The organism is Mucilaginibacter sp. (genome assembly GCF_028288205.1).
Lineage (GTDB): Bacteria > Bacteroidota > Bacteroidia > Sphingobacteriales > Sphingobacteriaceae > Mucilaginibacter.
Genome location: NZ_JAQBOD010000066.1, coordinates 1 through 14611, shown reverse-complemented (window position 1 = coordinate 14611; position 14611 = coordinate 1). Strand labels below are relative to the sequence as shown.

At 41.1% G+C, this 14611-nt stretch carries 12 protein-coding genes; all 12 read left to right on the top strand.

Annotation, left to right across the window (positions count from 1 at the left end):
- Nucleotides 1-36 precede the first annotated feature (36 nt).
- The 12 genes from mraZ (at nt 37) to ftsA (ending at nt 14217) form a co-directional block, all read left to right on the top strand.
- A complete protein-coding gene (mraZ, locus tag JWR23_RS17405) occupies nt 37-510 on the top strand; it encodes a division/cell wall cluster transcriptional repressor MraZ (RefSeq protein WP_299517740.1) in 474 nt (157 codons plus the stop codon).
- Nucleotides 491-1396 (top strand): 16S rRNA (cytosine(1402)-N(4))-methyltransferase RsmH, encoded by a 906-nt coding sequence (gene rsmH / locus JWR23_RS17400; RefSeq protein ID WP_299517738.1) that lies wholly within the window; start codon nt 491-493, stop codon nt 1394-1396. The genes mraZ and rsmH overlap by 20 nt, the downstream gene beginning before the upstream one ends.
- Nucleotides 1393-1797, top strand: coding sequence for an FtsL-like putative cell division protein (locus tag JWR23_RS17395; protein ID WP_299517735.1), 405 nt, complete (start codon nt 1393-1395; stop codon nt 1795-1797). The genes rsmH and JWR23_RS17395 overlap by 4 nt, the downstream gene beginning before the upstream one ends.
- Nucleotides 1794-3923, top strand: coding sequence for a penicillin-binding protein (locus JWR23_RS17390; protein WP_299517733.1), 2130 nt, complete (start codon nt 1794-1796; stop codon nt 3921-3923). Before JWR23_RS17395 ends, JWR23_RS17390 begins: the two co-directional genes overlap by 4 nt.
- Complete coding sequence (locus JWR23_RS17385; RefSeq protein WP_299517731.1) at nt 3920-5380, top strand: UDP-N-acetylmuramoyl-L-alanyl-D-glutamate--2,6-diaminopimelate ligase; 1461 nt, start codon at nt 3920-3922, stop codon at nt 5378-5380. Before JWR23_RS17390 ends, JWR23_RS17385 begins: the two co-directional genes overlap by 4 nt.
- Nucleotides 5380-6621, top strand: a complete 1242-nt coding sequence (gene mraY, locus JWR23_RS17380) for a phospho-N-acetylmuramoyl-pentapeptide-transferase (RefSeq protein WP_299517728.1) — start codon at nt 5380-5382, stop codon at nt 6619-6621. The genes JWR23_RS17385 and mraY overlap by 1 nt, the downstream gene beginning before the upstream one ends.
- A gap of 89 nt (nt 6622-6710) precedes the next feature.
- The gene (gene murD, locus JWR23_RS17375) at nt 6711-8054 is read left to right on the top strand and encodes a UDP-N-acetylmuramoyl-L-alanine--D-glutamate ligase (RefSeq protein ID WP_299517726.1); all 1344 of its coding nucleotides are present in this window, start codon (nt 6711-6713) and stop codon (nt 8052-8054) included.
- Nucleotides 8055-8271: 217 nt separating this feature from the next.
- Nucleotides 8272-9441 (top strand): FtsW/RodA/SpoVE family cell cycle protein, encoded by a 1170-nt coding sequence (locus tag JWR23_RS17370; RefSeq protein WP_299517724.1) that lies wholly within the window; start codon nt 8272-8274, stop codon nt 9439-9441.
- A gap of 71 nt (nt 9442-9512) precedes the next feature.
- Nucleotides 9513-10622 (top strand): undecaprenyldiphospho-muramoylpentapeptide beta-N-acetylglucosaminyltransferase, encoded by a 1110-nt coding sequence (murG, locus tag JWR23_RS17365; RefSeq protein WP_299517722.1) that lies wholly within the window; start codon nt 9513-9515, stop codon nt 10620-10622.
- Nucleotides 10623-10669: 47 nt separating this feature from the next.
- Nucleotides 10670-12025, top strand: coding sequence for a UDP-N-acetylmuramate--L-alanine ligase (gene murC, locus JWR23_RS17360; RefSeq protein ID WP_299517720.1), 1356 nt, complete (start codon nt 10670-10672; stop codon nt 12023-12025).
- Complete coding sequence (locus tag JWR23_RS17355; protein ID WP_299517718.1) at nt 12018-12869, top strand: cell division protein FtsQ; 852 nt, start codon at nt 12018-12020, stop codon at nt 12867-12869. Before murC ends, JWR23_RS17355 begins: the two co-directional genes overlap by 8 nt.
- 1 nt (nt 12870) lies before the next feature.
- Complete coding sequence (gene ftsA, locus JWR23_RS17350) at nt 12871-14217, top strand: cell division protein FtsA (protein ID WP_299517715.1); 1347 nt, start codon at nt 12871-12873, stop codon at nt 14215-14217.
- Nucleotides 14218-14611: the final 394 nt, after the last annotated feature.

Below are 14611 nucleotides of genomic sequence, written 5' to 3'. Positions count from 1 at the left end.
TTACTTTTACGTTACCAAAATTGTCGAAGTGTAACTATGTCAAATTTTTTAGGCGAATTTGATTGCAAACTGGATGCTAAAGGGCGTATGATGATACCCGTTGGCCTCAAAAAACAGCTTCCCGAAGCTGTAAGTGAGGGGCTTGTCATCAATCGCGGTTTCGAAAAGCATTTGGTTATTTACACCCGTAATGAGTGGGATAAGATAGTTGAGGACCTGAGCAAGCTCAATTCGTACGAGAAAAAAACACGCGAATTTATAAGATATTTTACCCGTGGCGCGTCAGAATTAACACTTGATGGGGCCGGCCGGGTGCTTTTGCCTAAACCATTATTAGAATATGCAGGCATTAATGCTGATGTGGTATTGGCCTGCCAGTTTAATAAAATAGAGGTTTGGAGCCAGGAGGCTTATGAAGCGCAAATGGATGACGAGCCTGAAAACTTTGCAAACCTTGCCGAAGAGGTAATGGGTAACGCAGGAAGGAGGAATGATGAGCAATTATCATAATCCCGTAATGCTGCAGGAGTGTATTGAGGGCCTGAACATAAAAAAAGACGGCACGTATGTTGACGTAACCTTTGGTGGCGGTGGTCATTCAAAAGAAATATTAAAGCACTTGGGTAAAGACGGCGTATTGCTGGCTTTTGACCAGGACGCCGATGCGCAGCAAAATTTAATAGATGATGAACGCTTTGTGTTCATTGATCAGAACTTTCGCTATCTGAAAAACTTTTGCCGCCTGCACGGCGCTATCCCGGTTGATGGTATTTTGGCTGATCTGGGCGTATCATCCTACCAGTTTGACCAGGCCGAGCGTGGGTTCTCTATTCGTTTTGATGCGGAGTTGGATATGCGCATGAATCAATCGGCAGAACTAAGCGCTAAAGAAGTAGTAAATAATTATTCGGAGGCCGAGCTGCACCGCATATTCGGTATTTACGGTGAGATACAAAATGCAAAATCGCTGGCAAATACAATTGTAACTGCCCGGTTAAACGCGCCAATTATAACAGTTGCTGATTTAAAAAATGCCATCGCAGCACGCATCCCGAAAGGAAAAGAAAATAAATACCTAGCGCAAGTGTTCCAGGCATTGCGTATTGAAGTGAACCAAGAGCTTGAGGCATTGAAAGATTTTTTAATTCAAACGGCAGAGGTGTTGGAAACGGGCGGAAGGTTGGTAGTAATGTCATACCATTCGCTGGAAGACAGGCTGGTGAAAAATTTCATCGCCAAAGGCAAATTTAGCGGCGAGGTAGAGAAAGATTTTTTTGGCAATGACCAAAAGCCATTTGATGCGGTAAGTCGCGGAGCGATCACAGCGTCAGAAGAGGAGATAGCAATTAATAACAGGGCACGCAGTGCAAAATTAAGAATAGCAGTAAAGAGATGAATCGTTTGCGTACAGAAATTCCGGAAGAAGAGTTGGAGAGCGAATTGATCGTTGAGGAAAAGACCGTAAAGGAAATCCCCGACAACTTTCTGACCAAGTTTTTAACCAAAGGATTTATCACTACTGATGATGCTACCCGTGCTTTGCCTTTTGTTTTGTTCCTGGCTTTTTTAGGAATGATATATATAGGCAACCGTCACCTGGCCGAAAAAAATATACGTGATATAGAAAAAATAACCAAAGAGGTACACGAGTTAGGTTGGGAATATAAAATAACCAAAGCCGACCTTGCTTATAAAAGTACTTTAACAGAAGTAGCCAAGCGTGTAGATACTTTAGGAATAAGAGAGTCTATACAACCTGCGCAAAAAATTACGATGAAGGAGGATGCTGCACAATGAGTATCAGAACCAATATACTGCTCCGTGTTTATTTAGCTTTTGGCTTGATATTGCTTTTTGCCCTGGCTGTTGTGGTACAAATGTACCGTTTGCAATTTGTACAGGGCAATAAATGGAAAGCAATGGCTTCTAAACTTTCAACCCGTTATGAAAGCGTTGAAGCTACCCGTGGTAATATACTTTCGGTTGATGGCAGTTTGCTGGCTACGTCTGTACCAGAGTATGAACTGCACATGGATATGTTTGCTGGTGGTATTGCCGAAGATAAAGCGTTTTACGGAAAAGTTGATTCATTGGCTCTTAAACTATCACAGCTTTACCCTGATAAATCAGAAACGGAATATTCACGCATGTTGCGTGATGCCCGTAAAGATAGTTCGCGTTATGAGTTAATAAGGCGCAAGGTAACTTTTCAGGAATTAAAGCAGATAAGAAAGTTCCCGATATTTAACATGGGAAAATATAAGGGCGGCTTAATTGTGTTGCAGCAAAACAAACGTATCCTGCCTTTCCGCTCATTAGCGGCACGTACCATAGGCTATAAAAACGAAAACGTAAAAAACGCTGTTGGTTTGGAAGGTGCTTACGCAAGCTATATTAATGGCGAAAATGGCAAACGTTTAATGCAGCGTATTGCCGGCGGCACCTATATGCCGGTTAATGATGAAGATGAAGAAATACCCGCTAAGGACGGTGCCGATATTATATCCACCATTGATGTTAACTACCAGGATGTTGCACAGGATGCGTTAAAGAAACAACTGATAAAAAGCCAGGCCGATCATGGCTGTGTGGTTTTAATGGAAGTAGCAACCGGCGAAATTAGGGCCATTGCTAATTTTACCCATATAAAAGGCGGCGGTTACGAGGCTAAAGATTACCAGGAAAAATTGAACTACGCTATAAGTGACGCGCGAGATCCGGGGTCGACATTTAAATTAGCATCGTACATGACAGCGTTTGATCAGCATAAAATTGATACCAATAGTTTGGTTGATGTTGAAGGCGGAAAATATAAAATGTATTATAAGGATAAAGTGCTAAAAACCTTTACCGATGCAGAATACAACCCAAGCCCGATGACCGCGAAACACGCCTTTGAAGAATCATCAAACGTTGCGGTAGTAAAATTTATCAGCTCGCATTATAAAGATAACCCTAAGGAATTTACAGATAATTTATATGCCCTGCATTTAAATAAAAGGCTTGACCTGCAAATACCCGGCGAAGCGCGCCCGGTAGTTAAAAATCCAGCAAACAGAAGCTGGAGCAAATTAACATTGCCGCAAATGGCCTACGGGTACGAAATGCAAATTACACCCTTACAGATGCTTACCTTATATAATTCTATTGCCAATAACGGCAAAATGATAGCGCCAATTTTTGTAAGGGAGATACAGCGCATGGGTAATACTGTTGAGCATTTTCAGGCAAGGGTTATCAATCCTAAAGTTTGTTCGGACGCTACATTAGGTAAAATGAAAAGCCTGTTGGAGGGGGTTGTATTGAACGGAACGGGTAAGACCTTTATCAAAAACAATTTATACACGGTAGCAGGTAAAACAGGTACGGCTCAAATTGCAAATGACGGAGCAGGTTATGGCGAACAAAAAACCTACCAGGCATCTTTCTGCGGCTATTTCCCGGCAGATCATCCTAAATATGCTATGATAGTAGTGATCAATCACCCAACGGCGGGCAATTATCTGGCAGCTTATGTGGCTGGCCCGGTATTTAGGGAGGTGGCAGACAGGGTATACTCAAGCGATTTGGAAATGAAACATAATGCGCCCGCGCATTTTGTAGGTAATACAACTTTACCAAAAGTTAAGCAGGGTAATTTAAGCGCGTTAAAACAAGTATATTCAAAATTGGGCGTTAAGCCATTGTATGCCGCGGTTAATACTGGTTTAGATACCAGCAGCGGTTTGCCATATGAAGAAGTTAAATACAAAACCGGCACTGTACCAACAGTAACAGGTATGGGATTAAGTGATGCCCTATATTTATTAGGTAACGCCGGGTATAAAGTAGGTGTGAAAGGTAGTGGTGTAGTAAAAAGCCAATCCATAACAGGAGGAAGCCAGGTGCCAAAAGGTTCAAAAATTACAATAATATTAGAGTGAGATATTTAAGCGACATATTAACCGGGTTACCGTTTACCGAGCTGCAAGGCGCGGTAGACGTAGAGATCAGCGCTGTTGTGTTTGATTCGCGCAAGGTTGTGCCGGGTTGTTTATTTGTTGCAGTAAAAGGTACACTGGTTGATGGTCATGATTATATTGAGCAAGCTGTAAAAGATGGAGCCATAGCAGTAATATGCGAGGAACTGCCGGGCCATACAGCAGGCGAGGTCGACTTTTTAATGGTGGCAAATTCGGCCATTGCACTGGGTATTATTGCTGCTAATTTTTATGACAACCCATCCAATAAATTAAAGTTGGTTGGGATAACGGGCACTAATGGCAAAACTACCATTGCTACATTATTGTATCAATTGTTTCGCGATCTGGGTTATAAATGCGGTTTACTTTCAACGGTAGAAAACCAGGTTAATGGCAAAGTCATCCCATCAACCCATACCACACCCGACCCTGTAGAACTGAATAAGCTACTGGATGAAATGGTTACGCAAGGCTGCGATTATTGCTTTATGGAAGTAAGCTCGCACGCGGTGGCCCAACACAGAATAGAAGGATTGGTATTTTCGGGCGGTATATTCTCTAATTTGACGCATGACCACTTAGACTATCACAAAACGTTTGATAATTACTTAAAAGCCAAAAAAACATTTTTTGACGGTTTACCAAAAAACGCTTTTGCATTAACTAATAGCGACGACAAGAATGGCAGCGTGATGCTGCAAAATACTAAGGCCTATAAAAAAACCTATGCCCTTAAAAGTATGGCGGACTATAAAGGCAAGATCCTTGAAAATCAATTCGGTGGCTTATTGCTGCTGATAGATAACGAGGAAGTTTGGTTTAAGATGGTAGGCACCTTTAATGCATATAACTTATTAGCAGTATATGCTGCTGCCATGTTGTTAGAGCAGGACAGGGCCAAAGTATTAACCGGCTTAAGTAAACTATCAGGTGCCGAAGGTCGGTTTGATTATGTAGTAGGACCAAATAAGATCATTGGGATTGTTGATTACGCCCATACGCCGGATGCTGTGCAAAATGTATTGAGCACCATTCATGATATCCGTAAAAGCACTGAAAAAGTAATAACCGTAATTGGCTGCGGCGGCGACAGGGATAAGACCAAGCGCCCCATAATGGCAAAGGTAGCCTGCGAGTGGAGTGATAAGGTAATACTTACATCTGATAATCCACGCTCTGAAGATCCGGAGGCGATTATTAAGGATATGGAAGCAGGGGTTGACCCGGCTTTTAAAAGATCGACCGTAAGTATTACAGACAGGCATGAAGCAATTAAAACGGCTTGTATGCTGGCACAGCCGGGTGATATTATCCTGTTAGCAGGAAAAGGTCATGAAAAATACCAGGAAATAAAAGGTGTGAAAAATCACTTTGATGATAAAGAAGAGTTGATAAACCAATTTAAATTGATGGGATAATGCTATACTATCTATTTACATACTTAAACAAAAACTACAGCATTCCGGGAACGGGGGTGTTTCAATACATCACGTTCAGGATGGCTATGGCAGTTATTGTGTCGTTAATTGTGACCACCGTTTACGGGCGCAGACTGATAGATTATTTACGCTACAAGCAAGTAGGCGAAACGGTAAGGAATTTAGGTTTAGAGGGCCAAATGCAAAAAGCAGGCACACCTACCATGGGTGGGCTCATCATCATCCTGGGTATATTAATACCAACACTTTTGTTTGCCAAGTTGGATAATATTTATATCATCCTGATGATAATAACTACGGTATGGCTGGGCGCTATTGGTTTTCTTGATGATTATATCAAAGTATTCAAAAAAAACAAAGAAGGTTTAGCCGGCAGGTTTAAAATTGTGGGTCAGGTTGGTTTAGCGCTTATTATAGGCTTTACCATGTACAATCATAAAGACATAATGATACAGCAGGAAGTTAAATTACCTGTACAATATGATACCAAGATAGATTTCCACATGCGGGGTAATAAGCCGGTTTTAACGCAGGATGTTAAATCTACCAAAACCACCATGCCTTTTTATAAGAACAACGAGTTTGATTATGATAAAGTGCTTAAGTTTTTAGGGCCGGGTTATCAAAAATATACACTGGTTGTATTCTTATTTTTTGTTATTGTGATTATAACAGCTGTATCCAACGGGGCAAATATAACCGATGGAATAGATGGGTTGGCCACTGGGACATCGGCAATTATCGGGGTTACGCTGGCTATCCTGGCGTATGTATCAAGTAACTACATTATTTCTGATTACCTCAATATTATGTACATCCCTAAATCGGAAGAGCTGGTGGTTTTTGCCGGTGCGTTTATTGGGGCATGTGTTGGATTTTTATGGTACAACTCTTACCCGGCACAAGTATTTATGGGCGACACCGGCAGTTTGGCAATAGGCGGTATTATAGCTGTATTCGCTATCATGATACGTAAGGAACTAATGATACCGCTATTGTGCGGCATATTTCTGTTGGAGAGCTTGTCGGTAATTATGCAGGTGGGGTGGTTCAAATTCACCAAGAAAAGATTTGGCGAAGGACGAAGAGTGTTTTTAATGGCCCCGCTTCATCACCATTATCAAAAAAAAGGTTTTCACGAAGCTAAAATTGTAACACGTTTCTGGATCATAGGTATAATGCTGGCTATTTTAACCGTAATAACATTGAAATTGAGGTAGGATAAAGTCTATGGTCCATAGTCGATGGTCCATGGTAAAAAAGATAAAAGGACTATGGACCATCGACTATGGACTATGGACTAAAAAAAATGAACGAAAACAAAAACATAGCAATCCTTGGTGCCGGCGAAAGCGGTGTGGGTGCGGCATACCTTGCCCAACAGCAGGGGTATGATGTTTTTGTTTCAGATTTTGGCACTATTACCCCGCATTATAAAGAGCAGTTACAAGGCTGGAATATCCGCTTCGAAGAAAATGGACATACGGAGGCCGAAATACTAAGCGCGGTTGAAGTAATAAAAAGTCCGGGTATACCTGATAAGGCGCCTATCATCAAAAAAATAAAAGAAAAAGGTATACCGGTTATATCAGAGATAGAGTTTGCGGGAAGATATACTAAGGCTAAGATAATAGGCATTACCGGATCGAACGGGAAAACTACCACTACCAGTTTAACCCACTACATCCTAAAAAATGCAGGATTAAATGTGGGTTTGGCAGGTAACATAGGTAAAAGTTTTGCCTACCAGGTAGCTACCGAAAAATACGATTGCTATGTTTTAGAGCTAAGCAGTTTTATGCTTGACGATATGTACCGGTTTAAAACAGACATAGCGGTATTATTAAACATAACGCCCGATCATTTGGACCGGTACGACTATAACATGGAAAATTACGCAGCATCAAAATTCCGTGTAACACAAAATCAAACAGCCGATGATGTATTTATTTACTGTGCTGATGATGATGAAACGATAAAAGGAATGGAAGGACGCAACCTGAAAGCAAGGCAACTGCCATTTTCAATCAAAAAAAAAATTGCAACGGGAGCATATCTCGAAAACGACAATATTGTCATCAACACCCCTCAAGAACATTTTGAAATGTCAATTACAGAACTGGCCCTGCAAGGCAAGCACAACATCTACAACTCTATGGCATCTGGTATTGTAGCAAAAGTGCTCGAATTACGCAACGACACCCTCAGGGAAAGTCTGGCTACATTCAAAAACATTGAGCACAGGCTGGAGTCTGTTGGCAAAATATCGGGCATTAGCTTCATTAATGATTCTAAAGCTACCAACGTTAACTCAACCTGGTACGCATTAGAGAGTATGACCAGCGACGTGGTGTTGATATTAGGAGGCGTAGATAAAGGCAACGACTATACTATGCTTAAGGACCTGGTAAAGCAAAAGGTAAAAGCAATAGTATGTTTAGGCAAGGATAACCAACGCATTCATAACGCTTTTGAAGATGATGTAGACATTATAGTAAACACATCTTCGGCAGCAGAAGCGGCACAAATAGCTTACCATTTAGCAACAAAAGGAGATACCGTTTTATTATCACCGGCTTGTGCAAGTTTTGATCTGTTTAAAAATTATGAAGATAGAGGAACGCAGTTTAAAGCGGCAGTAAAAGAGTTATAGGATATGCAGATTTGCGGATGTGCAAATAACCAACGCGTCATTGCGAGGAACGAAGCAATCTCTACATAAGCTAAGCATAAGTAGAATGCCGAAGGAAAAAAGAAAAATATAATAAAGCGTCATCGCAAAAACAAAACGATCTCTAAAATATGCATGTGTAGAGATTGCTTCGTTCCTCGCAATGACGCCGGATATTTAAGATTTATAAACAAGTAAAATGAACGCAATACTCAGTAACATAAAGGGAGATCGTTGGATATGGCTTATTGTCATATTGCTTTCGTTGATATCGCTGTTGTCTGTTTATAGCGCTATTGGCACGCTGGCTTACAAACGTGGGGTAGGTGCCGAGTCTATTTTAATGAAGCATTTGGCCATGATAATTGGTGGTATTGTGCTGATGTATATTTCGCATAAGTTGGATTACAGGTACTATTCGGGCATATCAAAACTATTGATGTATATCACTATACCCTTGTTATTATACACGTTGATATTTGGTAGCCATGTAAATGATGCCAGTCGCTGGATAGCTATACCCGGTACCGGCCTAAGCTTCCAAACATCCGATCTGGCTAAGTTGGCGTTGATAACATTCCTGGCGCGTTCCCTGTCGCGCAAGCAAGAAAACATTAAAGATGTTAAGCAATCATTCATCCCGATAATGGGTGCGGTTTGCATAGTTTTTATATTGATAGCATTGGCAAATCTATCTACCGCGTTAATGCTTTTTGGTGTAAGCGTTTTACTGCTTATTATTGGCCGTATCAGCATAAAGCAAATAGCAATTACCTGTTTAGCAGGTGCCATATTGCTTACAGGTGTAGTGTTTTTAGGTCCGCGCAGGCATACCTATACATCGCGTATCCATACGTTCTTACACCCCGAAGCAGCAAATCCTGATAAATCATTTCAGGCAGACCATGCTAAAATAGCTATTGCTACCGGCGGGTTGTTTGGCAAAGGCCCGGGTAAAAGCAACGAGGTGAATTATTTGCCTGAGGCATATTCGGATGAGATATACGCCATTATAATAGAAGAATACGGCATGGTAGGCGGGATAGCACTAATAGGCATCTACTTGTTTTTATTATATCGATGTATAAAGATTGTAACAAAAGCGCCAAAAGCGTTCGGGGCATTATTGGCCGCAGGCTTAAGCTTTAGTTTAACCATACAGGCATTTGCCAACATGGCGGTAGCGGTAGGCTTAGGGCCGGTAACGGGTGTGCCTTTGCCTTTTATAAGCATGGGCGGTACGTCCATTTTGTTTACAAGCATAGCGTTCGGTATTATATTATCGGTTAGCCGTGATATAGAGGACCCGAAAAAAGTAGTAGTTGGCGAAATAAAAGAATCAGGTAATATACAAATGAACATAGCATAAGCCCCTAACCCCCTAAAAGGGGAACAATAGCGGGTAAGAAAATAAATCAGTGTAATCAAATAATAAAATCGGTGAAATCAAAGAAGATCATTATTAGCGGCGGCGGTACAGGGGGGCATATCTTCCCGGCTATTGCTATTGCCAATGCTTTGAAAAAGCTTGATCCTGCTACCGAGATATTATTTGTTGGTGCCATCGGCCGTATGGAAATGGAAAAAGTTCCGGCAGCGGGGTATAAAATTATAGGGTTGAACATACAAGGGATACAACGTAAATCGATTTGGAAAAACCTGCTGTTTCCGGTAAAATTATTCAGCAGTGTGAATAAGGCGCTTAAGATCATAAAAGATTTTAAACCCGATGCGGCGGTTGGTGTAGGAGGTTATGCGTCTGGTCCGCTATTATATGCGGCATCATTAAAAGGGATACCCTATTTAATACAGGAGCAAAACTCGTATGCAGGTATCACCAATAAATGGCTGGGTAAAAAGGCCGAAAAAATATGTGTTGCGTTTGATGGTATGGAGCAGTTTTTCCCTGCAGATAAGTTGATAAAAACAGGTAATCCAATCCGTAAAGAATCGGTTGCTATAGATGGTAAGCAAATGCAGGCTTTAGAGCTGTATAAGCTATCGGCGTTTAAAAAAACCATCATGGTTACGGGCGGTAGTTTGGGCGCGCGTACTTTAAATAACAGCGTGATGGCTGGCCTGGATAAATTAATAGCTGCCGATGTGCAGGTAATATGGCAAACCGGTAAGTTTTATTACAACAGTATAATTGAAAAGTTGGGCGAAGATTATCATCCAAATATTCGCATAATGGAATTTGTTAACCGGATGGACCTGGCTTATGCCGCTGCTGATATTATTATATCAAGAGCAGGCGCGGGTACTATTGCCGAGTTATGTGTGGTAAAAAAGCCGGTTATCCTGGTGCCTTCGCCAAACGTGGCAGAAGATCATCAAACCAAAAATGCGCTGGCGCTGGTACATGACCAGGCGGCTGTTTTTGTTGCCGACAGGGATGCAGAATTGAAATTGATAGATAGAGCCATTGAGCTTTTAAATGATAAAGAATTACAAAAAAAATTAAGCGACAACATTGGTAAAATGGCCCTGCCTGATGCCGATGAGGTTATTGCAAAAGAGGTTATTCAAATAACAATTAATAACAATTAAATCTTAGCTCTCTTTCCCCGCAAAGGAAGGAGGGCTTTTTAAGAACAATGGAATTACGCAACATACAACGGGTTTATTTGATCGGCATTGGCGGCATCGGCATGAGTGGCCTGGCCCGCTATTTCTGTCATTTGGGTTGTATTGTTTGTGGTTATGATAAAACCCCTACCGACCTTACCGACGAATTACGTAATGAAGGTATACAGGTGATCTTTGAAGACAACGCTGAAGGCATACCAAAGAGTTTTAGAGATGTAGATGATAATACCTTGATTATTTATACACCTGCTATTCCTAAGGATTCGGTGATCTTAAACTTTTTCCAGCGAAAGGGTTTTGTGCTTTGGAAACGCTCGCAGGTATTGGGATTGATTAGCAAAGGTAAATTCACTATTGCTGTTGCAGGCACACATGGTAAAACCACTACCTCGTGTATGATAGCACATATATTGAAAGATTCGGGCAAAGATTGTTCGGCATTTTTAGGTGGTATTGCATCCAATTATCAAACCAATGTATTGTTTGGCAATAATGATATCGTGGTGGTTGAGGCTGATGAGTATGACCGTTCGTTCCTTACGCTTTTTCCAAATATTGCTATTGTTACTTCTATGGATGCTGATCACCTGGATATTTACGGTGACCATGCACAATTAACAGAATCATTTCAGCTTTTTGCATCGCAAATAAAAATGGGCGGTGCATTGATCCATCGCCGGGGGCTTCCGTTAAACAATGGATTTACTTACAGCATCACCGAAGCTGCTGACGCGATGGCAGAAAATATTCGCATTGAAAATGGCGATTTTTATTTTGATTTTAAACGTGGGTCTATCATCATCCCCAATATAAAACTCGGTATTGCCGGTTTGCATAATATTGAAAATGCAGTTGCTGCCATTGAAGCCACATTGCGTTTGCATATTGATTGGGATGCCATAAAAAGTGCTTTAGGCTCATTTAAAGGAGTAAAGCGCCGGTTTGAATACATTGTTAAAAACAAGCAGCATATTTATATTGATGATTACGCACATCATCCGGAAGAATTAAGGGCGGCTATTACATCTATTAAACGCTTATATCCAAATAAAAAACTCACAACAATTTTTCAACCTCATTTATATACCCGTACACGCGATTTTGTGGACGGGTTTGCAGAGGTATTGGATATGAGCGACGAATTAATATTGCTGGATATTTATCCTGCCCGTGAACTACCGATTGAAGGCGTAAGCTCGAATATGATATTGGACCGCATGAAGTTGCAGAACAAACAAATATTAGGCAAGCAGGAAGCTATTAATAAAATAAGATCAGAACAACCCGAGCTGCTGTTAACAGTTGGCGCGGGCGATATTGATCAGTTAGTATATCCATTAAAAAGTGCTTTAGAAGATGTTTAAGAAACCAATATGGCGCATATTATTAATTAGTTTCTTATGGCTGATAAGCCTGGGCGGACTGGTTGTGTTCATGAGTTTCATCGAAATAAAAAAGGCGGAAGTGGTTTGTAAGGATGTAAAAATATACATACCGGGCAACCAGTATTTTATTGACAAAGAGGAAGTAGAGAATATTTTGCACATCAGCAGTTATACATTGGTTGGGCGTAAAATGAAAAATATTAACCTGCATGACCTGGAAGGCAAATTAAAGGCAAACCCTTTTATTGAACTGGTTAAAGTATATGCGGATATGGATGGTGTTATTATGATAGAGATAGCACAGCGCCAACCCATATTGCGCGTTATGAACCAATTTAACCAGGATTATTATATAGATAAGAATGGGTTAAAAATTCCATTATCAGATAACTATACCGCGAGGGTATTGGCAGCTAACGGGTTTATTGATGAGTTTTTTGGCGGCAAGATAGATACGTTGCATACTATGCTGGCAAAAGATCTTTTTAAAACGGTTTCTTACATCAGGAAGGATTCGCTTTGGGATGCGCAGATAGCGCAGATATATGTGAACAAGGAGCATGAAATTGAATTGATACCAAGGGTTGGCAACCAGCGCATATTGCTGGGTAATGCAGATTCATTAGATCTGAAATTTCATAACCTGCTGGCATTTTATAAACAGGCATTGCCACAAGTTGGCTGGGATGCTTATAAGCTGATAAACATTAAATATGCCAACCAAATAATAGGCGTAAAAAATTCAAAGGCAGATTCGGTAAGAATGAAGGCTGCTGCTGATTCAACAAAATTAAAAAAAGACACATCTCTAATAAAGCAGTAATATGGATAAGAGTTCAACACAAGAAAAAAGTTCGCCAATTGTAGTGGGATTGGATATTGGTACCACAAAAATTTGCGTAATTGTTGGCCGCCGCAGCAAAAACGGCAAGATCGAAGTACTGGGTATCGGTAAGGCCGAGTCTGCGGGTGTAACCCGTGGTGTAGTTTCAAATATCGACAAAACTGTGCAGGGCATTACCGCGGCGGTTGAAATTGCCAGCACACAATCAAACGTAGAGATAAGGGTAGTGAATGTAGGTATTGCAGGGCAGCACATTAAAAGCTTACAGCATCGCGGGCTGATAACCCGTCGCGATCTGCAATCAGAGATCAGTCGCAAGGATATTGACAAGCTGATAGAAGATATGTACAACCTGGTAATGCCTCCGGGCGAGGAGATCATCCATGTATTACCTCAAGAGTTTACTGTTGACAGCGAGCCTGGAGTTAAAGACCCAATCGGCATGGCGGGTGTACGTTTGGAAGCTAATTTCCATATCATATCCGGCCAGGTTACAGCTATAAAGAATATTGTGAAATGTGTTAACAAAGCAAATTTAGAAAGCCAGGAACTGATATTGGAACCATTGGCATCATCCGAGTCGGTATTAAGCGACGAGGAAAAAGAAGCAGGTGTGGTTTTGGTTGATATTGGTGGCGGTACCACTGATGTGGCCATCTTTCATGAAGGTATTATTCGTCATACAGCGGTTATACCATTTGGTGGTAACAGCGTGACCGAGGATATCCGCGAAGGCTGTTCAGTGATGCGCAATATTGCAGAGCAGTTAAAGATACGTTTCGGATCAGCTTTAGCTGAAGAAAACAAAGAGAATGAGATTGTGTGTGTGCCTGGTTTACGCGGACGTGAGCCCAAAGAAATATCAGTAAAAAACCTGGCTTTTGTTATTCAGGCCCGTATGGAAGAGATCGTAGAGCATGTGTATTATGAGATCAAATCATCCGGGTACGAGAAAAAATTAATTGCAGGTATTGTAATAACAGGTGGCGGCGCGCAATTAAAACATCTGCCGCAGATGGTTGAATTTGTTACCGGCTTAGATTGCCGCGTAGGCTATCCTAACGAGCATTTAGCCAAGAACGAAGTATTGCCTAAAAACGTTTACGAAGAGCTGCAAAGCCCAACTTTTGCAACAGGTATAGGTCTGTTAATAAAAGGTATCCAGAAGATGGAATATACCGGAATAGTAGAAACCCCGGCCGCAGAAAAGGTTGATAAAACTGTTAAATACGCTGAGGATAAAAAGTTTGGATTATTTGGCAAAATATTGGAAAGCGGTAAGAAATTTATTAAGGACGATATTAAAGATGAGGACTTTTTGAAATAGGAAACAAGCTTTGAGCGCCGGGTTCCCCTCTGGAGAGGGGTAGGGGTGTGTTTATAAGATTTGCAGAGTAAAACACACCCCTGCCATCACACAAATCCAATGCGCCCCCTCTCAGGAGGGGAACAAAAGGCTGACTTATTCACAATTTTCAATTTTTCCACATTATAGACATTTGTGGAAAAAGGTTGTTGAAAAAGTGCTAATATTACAATGGTGAAATCTAAAATTCGTCAAATCACATATAACTGAACAATAGGATTATGCAATTTGAGATGTTAAAAGAAAAGTCGTCTATCATCAAGGTTATTGGTGTTGGCGGCGGCGGTGGTAATGCAGTAAACCACATGTACAAGGCAGGTATTACAGGTGTTGATTTTATAATCTGTAACACTGA